Annotated in this window: 24 protein-coding genes and 1 riboswitch; of the genes, 16 read left to right on the top strand and 8 right to left on the bottom strand. The window is 65.2% G+C overall.

From position 1 onward, the window contains the following. The first annotated feature begins 178 nt into the window (after positions 1 to 178). Entirely contained in the window at positions 179 to 754 is a 576-nt protein-coding gene (locus tag DY468_RS12920) for a histidine phosphatase family protein (protein ID WP_164605209.1), read from the top strand. A 53-nt stretch (positions 755 to 807) separates the two neighbouring features. Next, a riboswitch (cobalamin riboswitch) is annotated at positions 808 to 1,006 on the top strand. A gap of 192 nt (positions 1,007 to 1,198) precedes the next feature. Next, positions 1,199 to 1,534, top strand: a complete 336-nt coding sequence (locus DY468_RS12915; RefSeq protein WP_164605208.1) for a cysteine-rich small domain-containing protein — start codon at positions 1,199 to 1,201, stop codon at positions 1,532 to 1,534. Between the two features lie 61 nt (positions 1,535 to 1,595). Here the strand turns inward: DY468_RS12915 and DY468_RS12910 are convergent, their stop codons facing one another. Both DY468_RS12910 and DY468_RS12905 read right to left on the bottom strand, forming a co-directional pair. Further along, a complete protein-coding gene (locus tag DY468_RS12910; RefSeq protein ID WP_164605207.1) occupies positions 1,596 to 2,741 on the bottom strand; it encodes an acyl-CoA dehydrogenase family protein in 1,146 nt (381 codons plus the stop codon). Between the two features lie 164 nt (positions 2,742 to 2,905). Then, positions 2,906 to 3,349, bottom strand: coding sequence for a MarR family winged helix-turn-helix transcriptional regulator (locus tag DY468_RS12905; protein ID WP_110787906.1), 444 nt, complete (start codon positions 3,347 to 3,349; stop codon positions 2,906 to 2,908). A 158-nt stretch (positions 3,350 to 3,507) separates the two neighbouring features. Between DY468_RS12905 and DY468_RS12900 the strand changes: the two genes are divergently transcribed. From DY468_RS12900 to DY468_RS12870, 7 genes are all read left to right on the top strand, one after another. Then, positions 3,508 to 4,707 carry a substrate-binding domain-containing protein gene (locus DY468_RS12900; RefSeq protein ID WP_164605206.1) on the top strand — a complete coding sequence of 400 codons (1,200 nt, stop codon included), beginning with the start codon at positions 3,508 to 3,510 and terminating at the stop codon, positions 4,705 to 4,707. 164 nt (positions 4,708 to 4,871) lie between these two features. Further along, positions 4,872 to 6,386, top strand: coding sequence for an amidase (locus DY468_RS12895; RefSeq protein WP_164605205.1), 1,515 nt, complete (start codon positions 4,872 to 4,874; stop codon positions 6,384 to 6,386). Between the two features lie 36 nt (positions 6,387 to 6,422). Next, entirely contained in the window at positions 6,423 to 7,280 is an 858-nt protein-coding gene (locus DY468_RS12890) for a branched-chain amino acid ABC transporter permease (protein ID WP_114358697.1), read from the top strand. 4 nt (positions 7,281 to 7,284) lie between these two features. Beyond that, positions 7,285 to 8,508 (top strand): substrate-binding protein, encoded by a 1,224-nt coding sequence (locus DY468_RS12885; protein WP_164605204.1) that lies wholly within the window; start codon positions 7,285 to 7,287, stop codon positions 8,506 to 8,508. A 181-nt stretch (positions 8,509 to 8,689) separates the two neighbouring features. Next, the gene (locus DY468_RS12880; RefSeq protein WP_164605203.1) at positions 8,690 to 9,733 is read left to right on the top strand and encodes a branched-chain amino acid ABC transporter permease; all 1,044 of its coding nucleotides are present in this window, start codon (positions 8,690 to 8,692) and stop codon (positions 9,731 to 9,733) included. Further along, positions 9,720 to 10,454, top strand: coding sequence for an ABC transporter ATP-binding protein (locus DY468_RS12875; RefSeq protein WP_164605202.1), 735 nt, complete (start codon positions 9,720 to 9,722; stop codon positions 10,452 to 10,454). The genes DY468_RS12880 and DY468_RS12875 overlap by 14 nt, the downstream gene beginning before the upstream one ends. Beyond that, positions 10,447 to 11,148, top strand: coding sequence for an ABC transporter ATP-binding protein (locus DY468_RS12870; protein WP_164605201.1), 702 nt, complete (start codon positions 10,447 to 10,449; stop codon positions 11,146 to 11,148). The genes DY468_RS12875 and DY468_RS12870 overlap by 8 nt, the downstream gene beginning before the upstream one ends. Before the next feature lie 123 nt (positions 11,149 to 11,271). Here the strand turns inward: DY468_RS12870 and DY468_RS12865 are convergent, their stop codons facing one another. Beyond that, positions 11,272 to 12,141 carry an alpha/beta fold hydrolase gene (locus tag DY468_RS12865; protein WP_164605200.1) on the bottom strand — a complete coding sequence of 290 codons (870 nt, stop codon included), beginning with the start codon at positions 12,139 to 12,141 and terminating at the stop codon, positions 11,272 to 11,274. Positions 12,142 to 12,384: 243 nt separating this feature from the next. On the opposite strand from DY468_RS12865, the gene DY468_RS12860 reads away from it, so the two are divergent. Then, positions 12,385 to 12,804: an ArsR/SmtB family transcription factor gene (locus DY468_RS12860; protein WP_164605199.1), complete on the top strand. Its 420-nt coding sequence runs from the start codon at positions 12,385 to 12,387 to the stop codon at positions 12,802 to 12,804. Between the two features lie 13 nt (positions 12,805 to 12,817). Here DY468_RS12860 and DY468_RS12855 read toward each other — a convergent pair whose 3' ends face one another. Together DY468_RS12855 and DY468_RS12850 are read right to left on the bottom strand one after the other, a co-directional pair. Continuing rightward, a complete protein-coding gene (locus DY468_RS12855) occupies positions 12,818 to 13,192 on the bottom strand; it encodes a rhodanese-like domain-containing protein (RefSeq protein ID WP_164605198.1) in 375 nt (124 codons plus the stop codon). Positions 13,193 to 13,244: 52 nt separating this feature from the next. After that, entirely contained in the window at positions 13,245 to 13,382 is a 138-nt protein-coding gene (locus tag DY468_RS12850) for a hypothetical protein (RefSeq protein WP_246700962.1), read from the bottom strand. A gap of 195 nt (positions 13,383 to 13,577) precedes the next feature. Here DY468_RS12850 and DY468_RS12845 point away from each other — a divergent pair, with 195 nt between their 5' ends. After that, positions 13,578 to 14,192 carry an SAM-dependent methyltransferase gene (locus DY468_RS12845; RefSeq protein ID WP_164605197.1) on the top strand — a complete coding sequence of 205 codons (615 nt, stop codon included), beginning with the start codon at positions 13,578 to 13,580 and terminating at the stop codon, positions 14,190 to 14,192. 7 nt (positions 14,193 to 14,199) lie between these two features. On the opposite strand, the gene DY468_RS12840 is transcribed toward DY468_RS12845, so the two are convergent. Both DY468_RS12840 and DY468_RS12835 read right to left on the bottom strand, forming a co-directional pair. After that, positions 14,200 to 14,715 carry an ArsC/Spx/MgsR family protein gene (locus DY468_RS12840; protein ID WP_502706224.1) on the bottom strand — a complete coding sequence of 172 codons (516 nt, stop codon included), beginning with the start codon at positions 14,713 to 14,715 and terminating at the stop codon, positions 14,200 to 14,202. Continuing rightward, a complete protein-coding gene (locus tag DY468_RS12835) occupies positions 14,609 to 15,202 on the bottom strand; it encodes a DUF2478 domain-containing protein (protein ID WP_164605195.1) in 594 nt (197 codons plus the stop codon). Before DY468_RS12835 ends, DY468_RS12840 begins: the two co-directional genes overlap by 107 nt. A gap of 246 nt (positions 15,203 to 15,448) precedes the next feature. Between DY468_RS12835 and modD the strand changes: the two genes are divergently transcribed. Then, positions 15,449 to 16,291 (top strand): ModD protein, encoded by an 843-nt coding sequence (gene modD, locus DY468_RS12830; protein WP_164605194.1) that lies wholly within the window; start codon positions 15,449 to 15,451, stop codon positions 16,289 to 16,291. A 128-nt stretch (positions 16,292 to 16,419) separates the two neighbouring features. Here modD and DY468_RS12825 read toward each other — a convergent pair whose 3' ends face one another. Continuing rightward, the gene (locus DY468_RS12825) at positions 16,420 to 18,054 is read right to left on the bottom strand and encodes a class I adenylate-forming enzyme family protein (RefSeq protein ID WP_164605193.1); all 1,635 of its coding nucleotides are present in this window, start codon (positions 18,052 to 18,054) and stop codon (positions 16,420 to 16,422) included. A gap of 244 nt (positions 18,055 to 18,298) precedes the next feature. Here DY468_RS12825 and DY468_RS12820 point away from each other — a divergent pair, with 244 nt between their 5' ends. The 4 genes from DY468_RS12820 (at position 18,299) to DY468_RS12805 (ending at position 20,622) form a co-directional block, all read left to right on the top strand. Next, a complete protein-coding gene (locus DY468_RS12820) occupies positions 18,299 to 18,505 on the top strand; it encodes a hypothetical protein (RefSeq protein WP_110787922.1) in 207 nt (68 codons plus the stop codon). A 78-nt stretch (positions 18,506 to 18,583) separates the two neighbouring features. Then, positions 18,584 to 19,234, top strand: coding sequence for an NUDIX hydrolase (locus DY468_RS12815; RefSeq protein ID WP_164605233.1), 651 nt, complete (start codon positions 18,584 to 18,586; stop codon positions 19,232 to 19,234). A gap of 140 nt (positions 19,235 to 19,374) precedes the next feature. Continuing rightward, entirely contained in the window at positions 19,375 to 19,749 is a 375-nt protein-coding gene (locus DY468_RS12810; RefSeq protein ID WP_164605192.1) for a protocatechuate 4,5-dioxygenase subunit alpha, read from the top strand. Between the two features lie 15 nt (positions 19,750 to 19,764). Continuing rightward, entirely contained in the window at positions 19,765 to 20,622 is an 858-nt protein-coding gene (locus DY468_RS12805; RefSeq protein ID WP_164605191.1) for a class III extradiol dioxygenase family protein, read from the top strand. Positions 20,623 to 20,996: the final 374 nt, after the last annotated feature.

The following is a 20,996-nucleotide window of genomic DNA, read 5'->3' as shown; positions in this document are numbered from 1 at the left end:
CCTCTTTGGAGCGTATCATCTGATACGGGATGCGTCTTAACGCTGCATGGCGGAACAAGTTGCAATTCGCGGCGCGCGTAGGCCGGGCCCGGCTTCTTGCGAACCGGGGCTCGGCCATGCTCTGTCGTATCGGGACAAACTTTGCGGCATGTCGTCCGCTGTTTTGCGAGGAATTTCGATGACTGAACTTGGCCGGCTGTGGCTAGTCCGGCATGCGCCGGTGGACGGCCCGAAGGGCGTGATTCACGCGCCCGATGCTCCGGTCGATCTCGGCGATACGGCGCGGCTGGATTGGCTGCGCGAGGCGCTGCCGGCGGAGGCCGTGATCGTCGCCAGCCCGAGCCGGCGCACCCGCGAGACCGCCGTGGCGCTCGGCTTTCAGCCGCAGCTGGAGCCGGATTTCCGCGAGCAGGATTTCGGGACCTGGACCGGGCGTCGCCACGACGATCTGGCGCGCGAACTCGGCCCCGCTTACGATGCTTTTTGGCGGGATGCGGCTCGGCTGGCGCCGCCGGGCGGCGAGAGTTTTGTCGATCAGATCGATCGGGTGCGGCGCGGCCTGGCCCGGCTACCCGGCGGCGACTCTGTTCTGGTGGTGCATTCCGGCACCATCCGCGCCGTGCTGGCGATCGCACTCGGGGCTTCGCCCGATGCGGCGCTGAGCTTTGTGATCGATCCGCTGTCGCTGACGCAGATCGACCGGCTCGGCTCTGCAGGCTGGCGCATCGCTTACGTCAATCGCGTGCCGGGCTAGCGCGGGCGCCTGTCCGCCGAGGCTTTTTGCTTGCACGCGCTGCTGCCGCATGCTCTGGTTTTGCCGTCTTCGGTGCCTCGCTTGCGAGGTGAAACTGGGAATACGGTGAGGTGTTTTCACCAACTCCGTAGCTGCCCCCGCAACTGTGAGCGGATCTGTTTGGATCATATGGCCACTGACGTCATCGGCGTCGGGAAGGCGATCCAGGCGATATCCGCGAGCCAGGAGACCGGCCGAAGACGGACGTATCTAACCGATCGACGGCGGGTCGAGAGCGGAGCAGCGATGACCGAATTCTCTTAGCAGGCGAAGCCGCGCGCAGGCGGTGGTTTGCAGCGTCGTTCGACGACGGCCGCCGCCTTGCGCCATCACCCCATCAGAACCAGCCACAGCGTCGCTGCGAACCGAGTTCGCGGTCCCGTGCTGCGGCGAGAGGGAGCGGTCATGGAGCCGAAAGACACGACCACTAACGAAGCTTTCAAGGGCTTCACCAATCAAGCGTGCCCGTTTCTGCCGTGTCATCGCGGCGTCGAGCGCGAGTTCAATTGCCTGTTCTGCTACTGCCCGCTCAGCGCCTACCAGTGTCCCGGGCCCTACAAGACGTTCGTCGATCGCAACGGTCTGACGCGCAAGGACTGTTCGGACTGCACCCTGCCGCACAACGGCTATCGCCGCTCCTGGAATTTCATCCAGCGCTGGCTGGAGCGCCCGGTGCCCTGGGACGGTCAGCCGCAGGATCCGCGTCGGCTCAAGCGCGAAGTCTCGGACAGCGGCGACTGACCGCCGCGGGCGCCTCCCTTGCTGCCTCGCAGAGCAGCAGCAGGAGGCGCCTGGACGCTTGTTACAGCGATCGTGCGATCAGCAGCTTCATCACCTCGTTGGTGCCGCCGTAGATCTTCTGGATCCGCGAATCGATGAACATCCGGCCGATCGGATATTCCTGCATGTAGCCGTAGCCGCCGTGCAGCTGCAGGCATTCGTCGACAGTCTCGACCTGCTTCTGGGTGGTCCACCATTTCGCCATCGAGGCGGTGACGGCGTCGAGATTGCCGGCGATCAGCTGCACCAGACAGAAGTCGACGAATACCCGCGCGATGAAGGCTTCGGTCTTGCGCTCGGCGAGCGTGAAGGCGGTGTTCTGGAATTCGATGATCGGCTGGCCGAAGGCTTTGCGTTCCTTGGTGTAGTCCGAGGTCAGCGCCACGGCGCGTTCCATCGCCGCCACTGCGCCGATCGCGATGATCAGCCGCTCCTGCGGCAGTTGCTGCATCAGCTGCACGAAGCCTTTGCCCTCTTCGCCGCCGAGCAGGTTCTCCTTCGGCGTGCGGGCATTCTCGAAGAACAGCTCGGAGGTGTCGGAGGCGTGCAGGCCGATCTTGTCGAGGTTGCGGCCGCGCTTGAAGCCGGGATTGTCCTTGGTCTCCAGCACGATCAGCGACAGCCCCTTGGCGCCGGCGCCGCCGGTGCGGGCGACCACGATGATCAGGTCGCAATTCTGGCCGTTGGTGATGAAGGTCTTCTGGCCGTTGATGACGTAGTCGTCGCCGTCGAGCTTCGCGGTGGTGCGCACGCTCTGCAGGTCCGAGCCGGTGCCGGGTTCGGTCATCGCGATCGCGCCGATCAGCTCACCGCGGGCCATGCCGGGCAGCCAACGCCGCTTCTGCTCTTCCGAGCCGTAGTTGAGGATGTAGTGCGCCACGATGCCGCTCGAGACGGTGACGCCGCTCAGCGCGTCCGGGACGATCTTCTCCATGTCCTCATAGACCGCGGCGTCATAAGCGAAGCTGGCGCCGAGCCCGCCGTATTCTTCCGGAACGCTGGGCAGCAGAGCGCCCATCTCGCCGAGCTTCAGCCAGGCCGAGCGATCGACCATTTTCTGCTTGCGCCACTTGTCGCCGTGAGGAGCGAGGTCCTTGGCGAGGAATTTACGAAACTGGTCGCGGAACGTGTCCAGCTCTTCGGTCATCCAGGGCGATCGGTATTGCATGTTTCCTCACTCGAATGGGCGGCCGCTTGGCACGGCGCATCGCCCGCTGATCTAGGCCAGTTCGGCGGTGCAGGATAGTCGTTGCGATCGCCGCATCTTGCGGCGTGTCGCTGCAGGCGGCTGCGCTGTTCGCAGCCGCAGCATACGCAATGCTGGAAGGTCGCTCAGGTCGCGCTGTCGATCAGGCTTTCAAGCAGCCGCTTCAGCTCGGCGGTGGCCTTGTCGCCGTAATTTTCCGCGATGTGCGCTTCCTGACTCAGTGCCAGTGCGTTCAGCCGCTGGGTCAGCGCCTTGCCGCGGTCGGAGCTGTGCATCAGCACCTTGCGACGATCCTCCGGATCCTGAACCCGGTACACCAGCGAATCCGAAACCATCCGGTCGATGATCTTGGTCAGGGTCGGATGATTGAGCAGAACCGCTTCGGCGAGCTCGCCCATCGAATGCCCCTTGCCGTCGGACAGCACCTTGAGGATGCGCCACTGTTCCACCGGAACCCCTTCGCCGCGCAGCCGCGCTTCGAGCTGGCGGTTGATCTCACGATTGGCCTGCGCCAGCAGGTAGGCGAGATGTTCTGTGATCGGCGGATTACGACTGGGCGATTTGGCCACGATGAGACTTTATCGTTCCGTTTGAGTGAATCGGATGCGCAGTTTGCTGCATCTATATGCACAGCAATCCTTGAAGATTCAATATTTTCGAATAGCATCAATCGTCGAACCCGGGGAGGGGACTTCGGCGGGATCACCCGCACCAGGCAGGAGAGGGCGTGCTTTCGGCTGTCGATCTCGGACATAGTGGGCTCGGATACAGTGGCGCCTATGGAGTGCCGCCGCTCGGCTTTCTCGAGCGTGGCGCACTTCCCGACGCGCGTTGGGTTGAAGGGCCGGGAGACGGCGGCGGTGCGGCCTCGCGCCGTGCCCGCAACAAGCTGCGCGTCGCAAACTTCGTCACCTTCCAAGGCTCACCCGGACTGTGGGGGCCGGCTTCGACCAATGCGGCGCTGCTCGCGGCCGCCGAGATCAACAAACGCGGCGGCATCCTCGGCCGCGAGATCGAGCTGGTGTTCAGTGATGCCGGCGGCCCGATCGAGGACGTCATCCACCGCGTCTCATTGGCGGTGGATTACGACGACGTCGATATCGTGATGGGCTCGCATATCAGCGCTGTGCGGGTCGCCTTGCGCAAAGCCATTCGCGGCCGTGTGCCGTACATCTACACGCCGGTCTATGAAGGCGGCGAGCGGACCCCCGGGGTGATGGCGATCGGCGAAACGCCGCGCTGGCAGAGCCGGCCGGCGATCGACTGGCTGGCGCGGGAGAAGAAGGCGCAGCGCTGGTATCTGATCGGCAGCGATTACGTCTGGCCGTGGCTGTCGCACCGTGCGGTCAAGAAATACATCAAGGATGCCGGCGGCAAGGTGGTCGGTGAGGAGTTCGTGCCGCTCGGCGAGGACGATCACGAACGCCATCTTGACCGGATCCGGGCCGCCCAGCCCGACGTGGTGCTGATCTCTCTGATCGGCAACGACAGCGTCACCTTCAATCGCGCCTTCGCCGAAGCGGGACTTTCTCGCCACATCCTGCGGCTCGCCGGCGCGATGGACGAGACCGTGCTGCTCGGGATCGGCGCCGACAACACCGAGAATCTGTTCTGCGCCTCGGGTTACTTCGGCTGCCACGACAGCGCCGCCAACGACGCGTTCCGCGATTCCTATCGGCGGATGTTCGGACCGACCGCGCCGCCGATCGGCTCGGTCGGGCAGTCGAACTACGAAGGCCTGCGATTTCTCGCGACGATCGCCGAGAAGGCGCAAACGCTGCAGGCCCGCTCGCTGCTGCAGGTAGCGCGCAACGTCGTGTATCAGGGTGGACGCGGCGAGGTGACGATCCGCGATGGTCGTGCCCGGATGACGATGCATCTCGCCGAAGCCGACGGCCTGGATTTCAAGCTGCTCCGGACGTTCTGAATCGAACCAGTCCGTCAGTCGCGGTTCGTCGCAAAATAATACTTGAAAAGGAAAATATTTCCCTGTGTATTAACGCCGTGACGCGGCGGCGCTTCTACTGAGCCGCCGCCGGCGTCCCTCCCCGGGTCGCCATTGCCGATCCGCCTACGCGCAGGAGAACCAACTTGGCCGTTTCGCTTCCCACCCCCACGCAGATTCTCGAAGTCGCCGATCAGTGCGGCCTGTCGCTCACCGACGAGGACATCGTCTCGTTCCGTGGCCTGATGCAGCCGTCGATCGACGCCTACAACGTGGTCGCGGCGCTGCCCGATGAAGTGCCGCTGGTGAAGTATCCGCGCACGCCTGGCTATACGCCTGGTGCCGAGGATAACCCGCGCAACGCCTGGTATCGGAAGTCGAGCGTGAAGGGGGCGGCGTCGGGCAAGCTGAAGGGCAAGACCGTCGCGCTGAAGGACAACATCATGCTGGCCGGCGTGCCGATGATGAACGGCTCGTCGACTCTCGAAGGCTACGTGCCGGACTTCGACGCCACGGTCGTCACCCGCATTCTCGATGCCGGCGGCGAGATCGTCGGCAAAACCCATTGCGAGCATTTCTGCATGTCCGGCGGCAGCCACACCGGCTCCAATGGTCCGGTGCACAATCCGCACAAGATGGGCTACTCGGCCGGCGGCTCGTCGTCGGGCAGCGCCGTGGTGGTCGCACTCGGTGAAGCCGATATGGCGATGGGCGGCGACCAGGGCGGCTCGATCCGGATGCCGTCGTCGTTCAGCGGCACCTACGGCATGAAGCCGACCTGGGGGCTGGTGCCCTACACCGGCATCATGCCGATCGAGATCTATGTCGATCACACCGGGCCGATGACCGCGAATGTCGAAGACAACGCGCTGCTGCTCGAAGTCATCGCCGGCGACGACGGCTACGATCCGCGCATCCGCGCTCCCAAGGTGCACGACTACACCAAGGCGCTCGGCCAGGGCATCAAGGGCATGAAGATCGGCATCGTCCGGGAGGGCTTCGAGCAGCCCGGCGCCGAGCCTGCGGTGAATGAAAGCGTCCGCGAAGCAGCCAAGAAGCTGGCGAGCCTCGGCGCCACTGTGGAGGAGATCTCGATCCCGGCTCACAATCTCGCCGGCGCGGTGTGGATGCCGATCGGCACCGAGGGCATGACCCAGACCATGATGTTCGGCGACGGCTACGGCCTCAGCCGCCCGGACCTTTACTCGACCACGCTGATGAAAGCGCATCGCGGCTGGCGCGGCCAGGCGGACTCGCTGTCCGAAACCACCAAGATGATGCTGCTGCTCGGCACCTACATCAACAACACGTTCGGGCCGCGCTACTACGGCAAGGCTCTCAACATCTCGCGCCGGATCGCAGCAGCCTACGACGCCGCGCTGGCGAACTTCGACCTGCTGCTGATGCCGACCACGCCGATGAAGGCGACGCCGCTGCCGGCGCCGGGCGCGCCGCGCGAGGAGGTGATCGGCCGTGCGTTCGAGATGATCACCAACACCGCGCCGTTCGACATCACCCATCATCCGGCGATGTCCATCCCCTGCGGCATGGTGGATGGTCTGCCGGTCGGCCTGATGCTGGTCGGCAAGCACTTCGATGAGCCGACCATCTACCGCGCCGCCCATGCCTTCGAGCAGTCGGGCGACTGGAAGAAGATGTGATCGCGGTCCGGTCGTCCGTCAGCCGGTAAGGTCCGAATGGAAAACCTGTTCGCTGCCCTGTTCGAAATCCTGAGCTTCGGTTCCATCGTCGTGCTGGTGGTGCTGGGGCTCGGGATCATCGCCAGCATGATGGGCATCTTCAACTTCGCGCAGGGCGAGTTCGTCCTGCTCGGCGCCTACATCACCTATCTGGCGCACACCGCCGGCCTGCCGGTGTGGACCGGCATGGTCGCGGCGCCGTTCCTGGTCGGCGCGTTCGGCCTGGTGCTCGAACGCCTCATCGTGCGGCGGTTCTACGCCGCGCCGATCGTGGCGATGCTCGGGACCTATGCGCTCGGTCTGATCATCCGCGAGATCGTCCGCGGCCTGATCGGCGGCCTCTATATCTCGGTGCCGGAGCCGATCGGCGGTTCGATCACCGTCGGCGACGTGCATCTGTCGACCTGGCGGCTGGTGATCATCGTCGTCACCGCGCTGGTGATGATCGGCAGCTATCTGTTGCTGTCGCGAACGTCGTTCGGGCTGCGGGTGCGGGCGTCGCTGGAAAATCCGGCGCTGGCGCGGGCCTCCGGCATCTCCACCAATGCGATCTACGGTGCCACCTTCGCGTTCGGTGCGGCGCTCGCCGGACTCGCCGGCGCGCTGATCGTGCCGGTGTTCTCGCTGTTCGCCGATCTCGGCCTGCGCTTCCTGATCCAGGGCTTCATCGCCGTGATGGTCGGCGGCGTCGGCTCGTTCGCCGGTCCGGTCGCCGGCGCAGGCATCATCGGCACCCTGTCGGCGGCGCTGCCCTGGGTGATCCAGCCGGTGATCGCCGACGTGCTCGTGTTCGTGCTCGCCATCATCTTCATCAAATTCCGGCCGCAGGGCCTCGTTTCGGGAAAAGGAATCTAGCCTGATGTCCAGCGACTCCAACTTCGAGATGAACCGCCGCCGGTTCCTGTCCAATTTCGCTTTCGCGAGCACCGCGATCGCCACCGGGGTCGGAAGCTGGGTGATTCCGGCGGACTGGGCCAATGCGGCTGCCGGCCCGATCAAGGTCGGCATCGCCACCGATCTCACCGGCCCGATCGGCTATGCCGGCAATGCGGATGCCAACGTTGCCAAGATGGTGGTGAAGCAGATCAACGATGCGGGCGGTCTGCTCGGCCGGCCGTTGGAGCTGCATATCGAGGATACCGCGTCGAACGAGGCGGTCGCGGTCGGCAACGTCCGCAAGCTGATCCAGCGCGACAAGGTCGACGTCGTGCTTGGCGGCGTCACTTCGTCGATGCGCAACGCCATCAAGGACGTCATCGTCGCCCGCGGGAAGACGCTGTACATCTATCCTCAGCTCTATGAAGGCAAGGAGTGCACGCCGTATCTGTTCTGCACCGGCCCGACGCCGGCGCAGCAGTGCGACGAATTCATTCCGTGGCTGATCAAGAACGGCGGCAAGAAGTTCGCGCTGCCGAGCGCCAACTACGTGTGGCCGCATACCCTCAACGTCTACGCCCGCAAGGTGATCGAAGCCAATGGCGGCGAGGTGGTGCTGGAAGAGTACTATCCGCTCGACCAGATCGACTTCTCCTCGACCGTCAACCGCATCATCTCCAACAAGGTCGACGTGGTGTTCAACACCGTGATCCCGCCCGGCGTCGGTCCGTTCTTCAAGCAGCTCTATGAGGCGGGATTCCTCAAGAACGGCGGCCGTCTGTCCTGCGTGTATTACGACGAGAACACGCTCGGCATCAATCAGCCGAACGAGATCGAAGGGCTGGCGAGCTGCCTCGATTATTTCAAGGCGGTCGCCAAGGACGATCCGGTCAGCGCCAAGATCCAGGCCGAGTACGACAAGGAATTCCCCGGCACCTTCCTGTTCGCCGCCGGCAGCGCCGCCACCGGCACCTATCGCGGCCTGAAATTGTGGGAAGCTGCGGTGAAGGAAGCCGGCAAGATCGACCGCGACGGGGTCGCCGCGGCGCTCGACCACGCCAAGATCGCCGAAGGCCCCGGCGGCCCGGCCGAGATGGTCCCCGGCAAGCGCCACTGCAAGATGAACATGTACACGGCCGTCGCCAAGAACGGCAGCTATGAGATCGTCGAGCGCAGCAAGGGTCTGGTCGACCCGAAGGAATGCTGATGCGGTCGCCAACGTCTTGCCCTGGCAGAACTTCACCTGCCGCGCCGCGTCGGCTCGCGCGGACTTCACCTCTCCCCGCGTGCGGGGAGAGGTCGACAGGCGTCGCGAAGCGAGGCCGGTCGGGTGAGGGGGCGCCGCGTTCGAACGCGCCCCTCTGGTTCGCGGTCGGTCGGGCGCCTCAATGACAGACGTTTCGTCGACACTTTCGGAGGCCTCCCCGCCGCGCGCCAAGCGTCGCCGCGCGGTGCTGCCGATCATCGAGATCGCGATGCTGGCGGTCTTCCTGCTGCTGCCGCTGGTGCTGCAGGACTATCTCACCGTGTTCATGACACGGGTGCTGATCCTGTGCCTGTTCGCGCTGTCGTTCGATCTGGTGTGGGGCTATGCCGGGATCATGAGCTTCGGCCAGGCGGTGTTTTTCGGCGGCGCCGGCTACGGGGTGGCGCTGCTCGGCCGCGACCTCGGGATCTCCTCGATGCTGCTGGTGGTGCCGGCCGGTGTGCTGATCGGCTTCGCGCTGGCGCTGCTGATCGGCGGCTTTCTGCTGCTCGGCCGCAATCCGTCCAGCGTGATCTTCGTGTCGCTCGGCACCTTGACGGCGTCTTACGCCTTCGATCGGCTGGCGCGGGGCTGGTACTATCTCGGCGGCCAGAACGGCATTCCCTCGATCCCGCAGATGACGATCGGCAGTTACGACCTCGGCGAGGGGCCGGTGTTCTATTATCTGGCGCTGGTGATCCTGGTCGCGGTTTATGCCGTTTGCCGTTACCTGGTGCGCTCGCAGTTTGGCCTGGCGCTCGCCGGCCTGCGCGAGAACGAGCAGCGCATCGCCTTCTTCGGCTACAAGGTGCAGCATCTGAAGGCGATCATCTTTTCGCTCGGCGGCGCGATCGCCGGGCTCGCCGGCAGCCTCTACGCCTTCCACGAAGGGTTCGTCTGGCCGAACATGCTCGGCGTGGTGATGTCGACCCAGGTGGTGCTCTACGTCTTGTTCGGCGGCTCGGGCACGTTGATCGGCGCGGTGATCGGCACGGTGGTGATCGAGATCGTGTCGTTCTGGCTGTCGAATTCCTACCAGGACATCTGGCCGATCATTCTCGGCGCGCTGATGCTGCTGGTGATCCTGTTCCGCCCCGCCGGGCTGATCAGCCTGATCGTCAGCCACAGTGAGCGGATCGGCAGCTTCGGCCGGCCGCCGAAGGGGAGCGACCATGGCTCTGCTTGAAGCGCGCGGCATGAAGAAGGTGTTCGGCAAGCTCACCGCGCTGAACGGCGCTGAGCTGACCGTGCAGCCGAACGAATTTCACGGCCTGATCGGCCCCAACGGTTCCGGCAAGAGCACGATGATGAAGTGCATCGCCGGCGCCGAAGTGCCGACCGAGGGGCGTGTCGGCTTCGACGGCGCCGACATCACGTCGGCGTCCCCGGCCGAGCGCGCCCGTGCCGGCATGAGCCTGAAGTTTCAGATCACCTCGGTGCTGCCGGCGCTGACGCTGTACGACAACGTGCTGCTGGCGCTGCAGGGACAGACCGCGCTCTCCAAGCTGATGTTCTCGCGCACCCGCGGGCTGCTGCACGACAAGGTGATGGCGATGCTGGAGCAGTTCCGGCTGGTCGATCGCGCCGGCGAGCATGCGTCTGCGCTGTCGCACGGCCAGCAGCAATGGCTGGAGATCGCGATGGCGCTGGCGCCGGAGCCGAAGCTGCTGCTGCTCGACGAGCCGACCGGCGGCATGAGTCTGGAGGAGCGCCGCGTCACCGGCGAGCTGCTGGCACCGATCAAGTCACGCTGCTCGCTGGTGATCGTCGAGCACGATCTCGATTTCATCCGCGACATCTGCGATCGCCTCACCGTGCTCGATCAGGGCGCGGTGCTCGACACCGGAACGGTCGAGCAGATCCAGGCGAGTCCGAAGGTCCAGGAGGTGTATCTGCGCCGTGCTTGAGGATCATTATCTCGACATTCGCGAGCTCGACGCCGGCTACGGCCGCAGCCAAGTGTTGTTCGGCGTGACGCTGTCCGCGCCGTGGCGCGGCGGTGTCGCCATTCTCGGCCGTAACGGTGCCGGCAAGACCACGCTGATGAAGGCGATCATGGGCGAACTGCCGGCCAAGCGCGGCAGCGTTTCGCTGGATTCGCGCGACGTCACCAAGCTGCCGACCGAGCAGCGCGTCCGCGCCGGCTTCGGCTATGTGCCGCAGGACCATCCGGTGTTCGCCCGGCTGTCGATCCGCGACAATCTCGCGGTCGGGGCGCTGACCAACAAGGACAGCCGCGCGGTCGACCGCGTGCTGGAGATGTTCCCGAAGCTCGGCCAGCGGCTCGATCAGGCGGCCGGGACGTTGTCCGGCGGCGAGCGCAAGATGCTGGCGATCGGCCGCGCGATGCTGTCGGAGCCGAGCGTGCTGCTGCTCGACGAGCCGACCGAAGGGGTGTGGATCGGCGTGATCGAGGAGATCACCGACCGGCTGATTGCGCTCGCCAAGGAAATCGCGGTGGTGATCGTCGAGCAGCATCTGGACCTCGCCCTGCGCGTCGCCGACCGCGCCTTCGTGCTCGACCGCGGCCGCGTCGCTCTCACCGGCACCGCCGACGAGGTCCGCAACGATCCGCGGCTGCTGCAATATCTGGCGCCGTAGTCACGTCCAACGACCTCTCCCCGTCATTGCGAGCGAAGCGAAGCAATCCAAGGGCCCCGTGCCCTGGCTGGATTGCTTCGTCGGCTTCACCTCCTCGCAATGACAAGGAGGCGAGTTCGTACTTCAAGACCCGGATGGCAGCTCGACGAATTCCGCAATCAACCGCAGCACCTCGTCCGGCCGGTCGTGCTGCAGCCAGTGGCCGGCCTCAGCGACGATCTCGGCACGGGCGTTCTTGAAATAGCGTGAGGCTTCTGCGGCCCGAGCCGGATCGATGAAGCTCTCGCCGGCAAACAGCAGCAGCGTCGGGCAGGCGATCCGTCCCCACAGTTCGGCGTATTCGCTCGGCGCCAGCCGGTGCGGCGCCGTCACCCGCTGATAAGGATCGAATTTCCACGAGAAGCTGCCGTCGTCGTTGCGGCGGGCGCCGTGGCCGGCGAGGTGCAGCGACAGGTCGTGACCGAGGCGTTTGTTGTGCGCGCGCATCTGTGCGGCGGCATCGTCGATCGTCGGGTAGCGGCGCAGCTCGCGCCCCTCCAGCCGGTCGAGCTGACCGAGCCATTTGGTCATCCGCTCGTGCACCGGCGCCATCGTGGCGTCGGGGCGGACCGTGACGCCGTCGAGCACCACGAGCCGATCGACGTGGTCAGGGAATGTCCCGGCATACAGCATCGCGATCATGCCGCCCATCGAATGGCCGATCACGGTCGCGGGCGGAGCAGCGGCCAGCGCCGGCAGGCGCGTCAGATCGTACACGTATTCCGGCAGCGCGTAGCTGCCGCCGCGCGCCCAGTCGGAATCGCCATGGCCGCGCAGATCCGGCGCGATCACATGAAAGTGCGGCTGCAGCGCGCGGGCGAGATGATCCCAGCTTCGGCCGTGATCCTTGCCGCCGTGGATCAGCAACAGCGGCGTCGCCTCGGCATTGCCCCAGTCCCAATAGTGCAAGCGCAGGCCGTGGGATTGGAAGAAGCAGCTTTGTGGTTGTTGCATTGTGGTTTTCGAGCGTTTCCACGGCTGCAATAGCCCGAGCCGATCACCGCTTCAATGGCTACGCCGGACCGAAAGTGTGCGGCCGGTGCATCCCATAGGGCGCAACGGGGGTAGGCTGACAATCTACCACAACAAGGGTATGGATGAGTCTTGCGACGATCGCGGCGCCGACATCGCGCGTCGACGTCGCCGAGCTGGGCGCGCGTCGTCCGCGTCCTTCATCAACCGAGCGGAGACCCCTTGATGGCTGCGGCGAGCGGAGTCCGGAAGACCTCTCCGGCGCTGAAGCGTGTCGACACAAGCGAGCTCCGCGAAAATGCCGTGGTCGCCGCTGAATTCCTGAAGACGCTGTCGAACGTGTCGCGGCTGATCATGCTGTGCCAGCTCGCCGAAGGCGAGAAGTCGGTGTCGGAACTCACCGAATTGCTGGACGAGCGGCAGCCGACCGTGTCGCAGCAGCTTGCGCGGCTGCGCAGCGAAAAGCTGGTACAGGCGCGCCGCGACGGCCAGCAGGTGTTCTATTCGCTCGCCAGCGAGGAAGTCCGCAGCCTGATCCTGGCGCTGCACGCCACCTTCTGTCGCAAGGACCGCGACAAGGACAAATCGTCTGTTGCGCGCGCCAAGACCACGCCGCGCCGGCATCGCCAAACCGTCGAAGCCTGAGCGAGGTCGCGCCTCAACCCTCCTGTTTGCTGCCGAACAGGCGTTGGAACAGACCCGGCGGCTTCGGTCCCTGCACCGTCGGAAAGCCGGCCTTGCGCCACGCCAGAATCCCGCCGCCGAGCACGTAAGCCTCGCATACGCCGCTGGCCTTGGCTTCGATCTGGCCCGCATACATCCGTGTGCGCCCGCCGGAATGGCAAAAGAAGATCGCTTTGCGGTCCTGTGCGTCGGCCAGATCGCCGTGCTTGAAGCTGGTCAGCGGCAGCTCGATGGCGCCGTCGATATGTTCGCGCGCGATCTCGTGCCGTTCGCGCACATCGACCAGCACCGCGCCGTCCTGCGCGACCATGCGGTGCGCTTCGATCGGCGAAATCGTCTTCACGCTCATGTTGCACTCCGCTTGCTCTGGCGAAATCGGGCTGTGGCTCGGTAACAGAACGTCACCGGACCGTGGTGAGATAGTGATGTTCGAACAGTCGCTTCAGCCAATGGAACAGCTGCATCTTCGGTCTGACGAAGTTGAAGCGCGCGTTGCGGAACACCAGCAGGCTTGAGCCGATGATGGTGATGTTGCGCATCGTGGCCAATCCTTATTGGCGCGCCCTCTGTCGCCTCCCAGTCATCCGTTGCACGGCTATGACCCGGCGGTCTGTGACGATGTCACCGCGGCAGTGCGCCTGATCTGACATCAAGCATCGGGCATTGCGCGGCGTGCGTGGGGCCGGCAAGCTGGCGCCCGCGGCGCGGCATTCTTGAAAGAGGAATCGGCGATCATGACGTCCGAACATTTCAACATGTGGGAGAGTCGCTTCTCGGGGGACGAATATGTGTTCGGCACCGCCCCGAATGCGTTTCTGGCGTCGTGCCGGAACTTGCTGCCGAAGCAGGGCCGGGCGCTGGCGATCGCCGATGGCGAAGGCCGCAACGGCGTGTTCCTGGCCGAATGCGGACTGTCGGTCCTATCGGTGGATTTCTCGCCGAACGCACAGTCTAAGGCGCAGCGATTGGCCGCCGCGCGCGGCGTGACCATCGAAACGCAATGCGCCGACCTGTTGAGCTGGCAATGGCCGCGCGATGTCGACGTCATCGCCGGCATCTTCTTCCAGTTCGTCGAGCCGGAGCAGCGCCCGGCGGTGTTTCAGAACATCCGTGATGCGCTGAAGCCCGGTGGCCTGCTGCTGATCGAGGGTTATCGGCCGAAGCAACTGGTCTACAAGACCGGCGGGCCGAGCCGGGTGGAGAACCTCTACACCCGCGAGCTGCTGGAGCAGGCGTTCGGCGATTTCGACGACCTCACTATTCGCGAGCACGACAGCGAGGTCGACGAGGGGGCCGGCCACGCCGGGATGTCAGCGCTGATCGATCTGATCGGCTGGAAGCCGAAGTAATCGGCGTTCAATCGTCCATCGCGCAGCCGTCGAAGACGCGCGGGCCGCCGCTCTGCAGTCCGAGCCAGGAGTCGACGACCGCCTGATCGAAGCCGACCTCGCGTCGGTCGCCCGATTGCATCAGCGGGCGCCGGATCAACAGCGGATCGTCGATCATCAGTCCGAGTGCCGCGTCCTCGCTGAGCGCGGCGAAATCGATCGTGCCGGCTTTCACCTTGGGCGACGACTGGTTGAACCAAGCGACCAGCGGCTTATCGCCGAAGAACGGGCGCAGCGTCTCGCGCGTCCACGGCTCAGCCAGCAGGTTGCGAACCTCGAGCTGGTGACCGGAGGCGGCGAGCAACGCCTTCTGCCGCGCATTGCCGACGCAACCGGGCTTTTCGTAGAACACGACGTGGGCCATCGCAGCGCTTCCTTCAGCAGATCGTCTTCCACAGCCAATCCTCGCCGCCCGGTCGATCGCCGGATGCCGAGGCCGCGAGCCGCGGCGCAATGCCGGCCCACCAGGTCTCGACGGCGTCACGGCTGCAAGGCAGCATCGCGCCTTCGTCGCCGATGAACTCGCGCCAGGCGTCGACGCATTTCTCCGGCACCGCCGTGAGCAGCGGCAGGCCGGCGACGATCGCCTCGGCGAATTCGTTGCGGAGGCCTTTGCCGGTCGCTTCCTGTTTGGAAAATTTGTTGATCACCACGAGTGTGACCGCGCCCGCGACGGCCCGGGCCACTGCCTGTGCCGACTCGGCGAGGCCGCTGGCGTCGAGCTTGCAGGATCCTGCTCCGCTGCCGAGCGTCTGTGAGATGCCGATCGCGTTGCCGGTCATCAGGTCGATCAATTGCATGTCGACCTTCCTGCCGGCGGCGTCCTTGATGTTTCGCTGGACGATGCCGCCGAGCCGGTCGCCGGCGGCGAGCCGGGCGAACGCGAACTCCGCCAGCAGCGTGTCGACATCATCCTCGCCGCGATAGATGATCGCCGCGACCCGCGGAGCCTCTGCGCTGCTATGCGTCATCCCTGCACCCTCCGGTCGGTGTGCTGATCATCGGTTTAGCAAGCGCCGTGCCGATCGCCCGAGCGCTCCCTTTGCCTGCTAGGTGATTGATTTGGCGATCGTTTCATGCCGGTCGCCAGCTCTGAATCTTTGGTCGCAAAGCCGACAGCGTTGTATAGTCATGGACATAACGGTCCGAAGCGGAGATGTTGCGCCGGAACTGCCGCACGTCAAATACGCCGAAAGACGACATTGGGGATCTGCCGTATGCCTGCCGCTACCACAGCCGAACTGGAGCGCCTGCTCGACGACGACGTGCCGTGCGGCGACCTCACCACCGAAGCGCTGGGTATCGGCGCCGCGCCCGGCGTGATGACGTTTGCGGCGCGCGATCCGATGGTGCTGGCGCTCGCCGAAGACGCCGCCGCGATCATCCGCCTCTGCGGTTGCGAGGTCGAGCTCGTTGCTTCGTCCGGCAGCCGACTCGCGGCGGGTGCGCCGATCCTGACCGCCCGCGGCAGCGCCTCAGGCTTGCTGCGAAGCTGGAAGGTGGCGCAGACGCTGATCGAGATCTGGTCCGGCGTCGCCACCGCCGCGCGCGACATCATCGATGCGGCGCGCGCGGTGTCGCCGAGCATCGCGGTGGCCTGCACCCGCAAGAATACGCCGGGCACCAAGCGGTTTGCGGTTGCCGCCGTGAAGGCCGGCGGCGCCACCATGCACCGGCTCGGCCTGTCCGAGACCGTATTGGTCTTCGGCGAGCATCGAGGCTTCCTCGACGAGCCGTTGGCGGCGACGGTGGCTCGTCTCCGCGCCACGCTGCCGGAGAAGAAACTGATCACCGAAGTGTCGTCGATCGACGCCGCACTCGCTGCGACCGAGGCCGGCTTCGATGTCTTGCAGCTCGAGAAATTCGCGCCCGCCGACGTCGCGGCGCTGGTGCAGCAGCTCGCCCCGCGGCCGTCGCGTCCGGTCGTCGCGGTCGCCGGCGGTGTCAACGCCGGCAATGCCGCGGCCTATGCGGAGGCGGGCGCCCAGGTGCTGGTGACCTCGGCGCCGTACACGGCGAAGCCCCGCGACGTGCAGGTGCGGATCAAGCCGGTGAAGTAACCACAACAACTGCGTCATGGCCGGGCTCGACCCGGCCATCCATCTTCTTGCGAAACAGATGGATGCGCGGGTCAAGCCCGCGCATGACGGTCCATATTTAAGCGACTGCTTGCTTTTCGCTTCGTGGACTACGTGCCGCTATAACTCGCTGCCCGGTCGGCGATCGTCTCCCTCAGCACCGTTTTCTGGATCTTGCCGTTGGCGTTGCGGGGCAGGGGCTCAGAGCGGATGATAATGCTCTCCGGGACTTTGTAGTCCGACATCCGCGCCGCGCAGTAGGCGGCGACGTCGTGCTCGTTCAGGCTGGCGCCTTCGTTCGTCACCACGATGGCGTTGACGCGCTCGCCGAGCACCGGATCGGGCGTGCCGATGATCGCGGTCTCCAATACGCCGTCGATGCCGCAGATCACGTTCTCGACCTCGGCCGAGAAGATCTTGAAGCCACCGCGGTTGATCATGTCCTTCTTGCGGTCGAACACGCGGACGAAGCCGTCCTGGTCGATCGAGCCGATGTCGCCGCTGCGCCAATAGCCGTTGACGAACTCCTTGGCGTTGGCGTCGGGCCGCTGCCAATAGCGCGGCACCACCATCGGGCCGGCGATCAGGAGTTCGCCCGGCTCGCCGGGCGCGACCTCGTTGTCGTCGGCGTCGAGCACGCGAACGTGCGCGTAAGGAATCACCTGGCCGACGCTGTCCATATGATCGCGCCAGTAAGCCTCCGGCATGATTGTGGTCGGCGAGGTGGTCTCGGTCGCGCCGTAGGCGTTGCGAAGCTGCAGGTTCGGCAGCCGCTTGCTCAGCATCTCGATGGTCGGCACCGGCATCGGCGCGCCGCCGAAGCAGCCGATCCGCCAGGCCGAGAGGTCGTAATGCGCGAAGTCCGGGTGCATCACCGCCAGCGTGTAGATCGCCGGCACCAGGATCGAATAGGTGATCTTTTCGCGCGCCGCGAGGGCGAGGAAGTCGGCGGTCTTGAACGCCTGCCGCATCAGCACGACGCAGCCGCCGGCCGCGATCGTCGCGTAGGATACGCCGACGAGGCCCGTCACATGCGACAGCGGCACTGCCACCAGGCCGCGGTCGTGTTCGGTCAGTTCATGGGCGCGGGCGAACGCATAGGACGAATGCAGGATGCTGAGATGCGTGAGTTCCGCGCCCTTCGGTTTGCCGGTCGTGCCCGAGGTGTAGAGGATCACCGCGGTGTCGTCTTCGTGCATCTCTACGCGGGGCGCGTTCGTCGGATCGCCACTGAGCAGATCGGCAAACGGCCGCGCGCCCTCGGCGGAGCCATGCGCGACGAAGCGGTGCGCGAGCTGCGGCACGTCGGCGGCCGCCGGGATCTCGTCTGCCAGCTCGGCCTCGAACACGACCACTTTGGCGCCGCTGTTGTTGAGCAGGAAGTCCAGTTCGGCGCGGCGCTGCCGGATGCCGATCGGCACCACCAGCACGCCGAGCCGGTTGCAAGCGAGCGTTACCGCCAGGAACTCCCAGCAATTGCCGAGAAACAGCGCGACGCGGTCGCCTTTTTCGATGCCGAGTGTGGACAGCGACACCGCGATCTTGCGCACCAGCAGATCGAGTTCGCGATAGCTCAGCGCGCGGTCGTCGACGATCGCCGGACAGTCGCCGAACTGCGCGACAAGTTCGTCGAACATGGCTGCGAGATGGGCCGGGCGCTCGGAGAAGCACAACATCGACCGGCCGTCGTAGTGAGTCTCGCGGCGCAGCGCGCCACCGATGCCGGCCTCGGGCCAGAACGTCATGGGTGTTTCCTCGTTGGTCGTTGGGACGCCGCGGTTACCTCCACGATCGTCCGGCGGCTGTTTGCAGCGCTACCGCAATTCTATCCCGGCTCGGCCGGGAACCGCCAGCCGGTGTTTCGGTGTGTCGTCGCGCGGAAATTATTCGCCTTCAGCGATGCGCTGACACAACGACGTCAGCATTGCCACCTAGGATAGCAGATTGCGACGGCGATAACCGCCGCAAGTCGATATCAGGGAAGAAGCGATGAGACTCTCCGATGTGGAATGTGAATGCGGTGCGATGTACCGCTGCGCTGAATCCGAAACGCTCGACGGCGAGCCGGGCAATCTGCACTGCGCCAATTGCGGCAGGATCGTCGAGGCATGGCAGACCCGCAGCAAGCGGGTGTATCGCTGCGTACTGACGCCGGACCGCAGCTACCCGGTGGTGACGCCCCCGCCTGCGCCTTGAGCAGCTGTCGTCATCAGGCGCGAGAACGCTGAGGTGTCATGTTCCGTGGCAGCTCGCTTGGCGGCCGCTTGATCCTATATTGAGGAGGTTGAATTCCCGACGACGAAGGGCGGTAGATTGCGAACTCCGGTGCTGGCAGCAGGCGGAATCGTGTTGCGGCGCGGCAAAGACCCGCGGTTTGCGGTCGTGCGGATGCGTAAGCGCAACGATTGGGTGTTGCCCAAGGGTAAACTCGACCACGGCGAGACGCCGCGCGCGGCCGCCGAGCGAGAGGTGCTGGAAGAGACCGGCCACGTCGTTGCGGTGCACGAGTTCATCGGCACGTTGGCTTACGATTCCGGCGGCCGCTTCAAGGCGGTGCATTTCTGGCGGATGGAAGCCGAGCCTGAACAGACACTGCCGCTGATGAAGGACATTCGTGCGGTCGACTGGCTGCCGCTCGACGAGGCAATCCTGCGGCTGTCGCGCAGCTACGAGCAGGCGTTCCTGAGCGAAGTTGGCACCCTGGTGCTCGAAGCGGCCGGCCATTTCTCCTCCGAAACTCCTGTAGCGCCGCCTCCGCCGCGCTGTCCGACCAGTCCGCTGCCGACCGGCGATGAGATGGTCGCCGATCTTGCCGAGGCGCCGTCTTTGGCGCTGGAGCAGCCTTACGAGGCGCTCGAGCCACAGCCTCCGCAGTCGCTGCTGCACCGATTGCTTCGGTGGCTGCGAGGTGAGCGGCGTTTCTGATCGCCCCAAGGCGCAGCGCATCCCGGCTGTCGGGATTCTCCTGACATTTGATTCAAGTCAATCGAGCCCTCCTGCCGCCGCCTATCGTTCGCGAAATTTGGCCGCAAGGCCACAGGCAGGAAACGTCATCAGGGGATGCCATGAGTGAGGCATTGGCAGTTGGCGCCGGACGCGCCAAGCGCGAGATTTTCGGGACGCCGATCTTCGGACCCGAAGCGGCGCAGAAGGGCTACGCTCTCAACAAGATGTGCTTCTCGTTCAACGACGCCGGCGCACGTGCCGCGTTCGTCGAGGACGAGGCTGTATACTGCGCACGCTACGGGCTCACCGCTGCGCAGACCGAAGCGATCCTCGAGCGCGATCTGCTCAAGCTGCTCGACGAGGGCGGCAACGCCTACTACCTCGCCAAATTTGCCGGCATCCTGGGCCTCAACATGCAGGACATCGGCGCGCTGCAGACCGGCATGACGGTCGAGCAGTTCAAGGCGAAGTTGCTGGCGGCGCGGGACAATTGAGCGGGGAGACCTGAAATGGCGACGATCATCGGCGGCCTCGCCGCATCTCACGTCCCGGCGATCGGCGGGGCGATGGCCAAGGGCCTGCAGAAGGATCCGTACTGGGCGCCGTTCTTCGACGGATTCGAGGCGCCGTGCCGCTGGCTGGAGGCGGCCAAGCCCGACGTGGCGGTGGTGATCTACAACGATCACGGACTCAACTTCTTCCTCGACAAGATGCCGACCTTCGCGGTCGGCGCCGCGCCGGAGTATCGCAACGACGACGAAGGCTGGGGCATCCCGGTGATGGCGCCGTTCAAGGGCGACACCAAACTGTCGTGGCACATCATCGAGACCCTGGTGGAATCCGAATTCGACCCCGTCACCTGCCAGGAGATGCTGGTCGATCACGCCTATAGCCTGCCGATGGAGCTGTTCCTGCGCGGCCGCGCCCACGACATTCCGACCGTTCCGGTGGTGGTCAACACCGTGCAGCATCCGCTGCCGTCGCTGCACCGCTGCTTCAAGCTCGGCCAGGCGATCGGCCGCGCCATCGAGAGCTATCCGGAAGATTTGAAAGTGGTGGTGATCGGCACCGGCGGTCTGTCGCATCAGCTCGAAGGCCAGCGCGCCGGCTTCATCAACACCGCGTTCGATCGTCGCTGCATGGACGCGATGACCGGCGACATCGAGAGCCTGCTCGGCATCGACCCGCACGAACTGGTCGAACTCGCCGGCAGCCAGGGCGTCGAGGTGATGAACTGGGTCGCGATGCGCGGCGCGCTCACCGGTGACGTCCACGAACTTCACCGTAACTATCATTTGCCGATCTCCAACACCGCGTCGGGCATCATGCTGATCGAGAACCGGCCGAGGCTGGCGCAGGCGGCGTAGGGCCTTTGTGCGTCCGAGCCCTTAGTCCCTCATGGTGAGGAGCCGCGGCGAAGCCCGTAGGGCGAAGCCGGGGCGTCTCGAACCACGAGGCCGATGCGCTGCTACGCGTGTGCTCGGAGCCCATCCTTCGAGACGCCCCGGCTTCGCCGGGGCTCCTCAGGATGAGGTTGGTGCAGGTGGCGACTACAGTGCGAAGTGATGTTGGGCCGCGGCGCCGCTACACAAAAATCGTCATGCCCGGGTCGAGCCCTACGAGATTCACACATCTGGCCTTAGCTTCCAGCCTGCGAGCATGGCTCTGAGGGATTGGAGGCCGTGGAGGATCACGATGGGGCCTGGCTTGCCGTAGTAGCCGGTCCATCCGCCAAGGCGGG

The sequence above is a fragment of the Rhodopseudomonas sp. BR0M22 genome (genome assembly GCF_010907035.1).
Taxonomy (GTDB): domain Bacteria; phylum Pseudomonadota; class Alphaproteobacteria; order Rhizobiales; family Xanthobacteraceae; genus Rhodopseudomonas.
The sequence above is the reverse complement of the archived record's forward strand: the minus strand, read 5'-3'. Positions and strand labels throughout refer to the sequence as shown.

What these genes read in the sequence shown, in the direction of transcription:
- DY468_RS12920 (WP_164605209.1), top strand. Translation starts at nt 179, where the DNA reads ATGACTGAACTTGGCCGGCTGTGGCTAGTCCGGCATGCGCCGGTGGAC.
- DY468_RS12915 (WP_164605208.1), top strand. Translation starts at nt 1,199, where the DNA reads ATGGAGCCGAAAGACACGACCACTAACGAAGCTTTCAAGGGCTTCACC.
- DY468_RS12910 (WP_164605207.1), bottom strand. Translation starts at nt 2,741, where the DNA reads ATGCAATACCGATCGCCCTGGATGACCGAAGAGCTGGACACGTTCCGC.
- DY468_RS12890 (WP_114358697.1), top strand. Translation starts at nt 6,423, where the DNA reads ATGGAAAACCTGTTCGCTGCCCTGTTCGAAATCCTGAGCTTCGGTTCC.
- DY468_RS12885 (WP_164605204.1), top strand. Translation starts at nt 7,285, where the DNA reads ATGTCCAGCGACTCCAACTTCGAGATGAACCGCCGCCGGTTCCTGTCC.
- DY468_RS12880 (WP_164605203.1), top strand. Translation starts at nt 8,690, where the DNA reads ATGACAGACGTTTCGTCGACACTTTCGGAGGCCTCCCCGCCGCGCGCC.
- DY468_RS12875 (WP_164605202.1), top strand. Translation starts at nt 9,720, where the DNA reads ATGGCTCTGCTTGAAGCGCGCGGCATGAAGAAGGTGTTCGGCAAGCTC.
- DY468_RS12865 (WP_164605200.1), bottom strand. Translation starts at nt 12,141, where the DNA reads ATGCAACAACCACAAAGCTGCTTCTTCCAATCCCACGGCCTGCGCTTG.
- DY468_RS12860 (WP_164605199.1), top strand. Translation starts at nt 12,385, where the DNA reads ATGGCTGCGGCGAGCGGAGTCCGGAAGACCTCTCCGGCGCTGAAGCGT.
- DY468_RS12855 (WP_164605198.1), bottom strand. Translation starts at nt 13,192, where the DNA reads ATGAGCGTGAAGACGATTTCGCCGATCGAAGCGCACCGCATGGTCGCG.
- DY468_RS12850 (WP_246700962.1), bottom strand. Translation starts at nt 13,382, where the DNA reads ATGCGCAACATCACCATCATCGGCTCAAGCCTGCTGGTGTTCCGCAAC.
- DY468_RS12845 (WP_164605197.1), top strand. Translation starts at nt 13,578, where the DNA reads ATGACGTCCGAACATTTCAACATGTGGGAGAGTCGCTTCTCGGGGGAC.
- DY468_RS12835 (WP_164605195.1), bottom strand. Translation starts at nt 15,202, where the DNA reads ATGACGCATAGCAGCGCAGAGGCTCCGCGGGTCGCGGCGATCATCTAT.
- modD (WP_164605194.1), top strand. Translation starts at nt 15,449, where the DNA reads ATGCCTGCCGCTACCACAGCCGAACTGGAGCGCCTGCTCGACGACGAC.
- DY468_RS12825 (WP_164605193.1), bottom strand. Translation starts at nt 18,054, where the DNA reads ATGACGTTCTGGCCCGAGGCCGGCATCGGTGGCGCGCTGCGCCGCGAG.
- DY468_RS12820 (WP_110787922.1), top strand. Translation starts at nt 18,299, where the DNA reads ATGAGACTCTCCGATGTGGAATGTGAATGCGGTGCGATGTACCGCTGC.
- DY468_RS12810 (WP_164605192.1), top strand. Translation starts at nt 19,375, where the DNA reads ATGAGTGAGGCATTGGCAGTTGGCGCCGGACGCGCCAAGCGCGAGATT.
- DY468_RS12805 (WP_164605191.1), top strand. Translation starts at nt 19,765, where the DNA reads ATGGCGACGATCATCGGCGGCCTCGCCGCATCTCACGTCCCGGCGATC.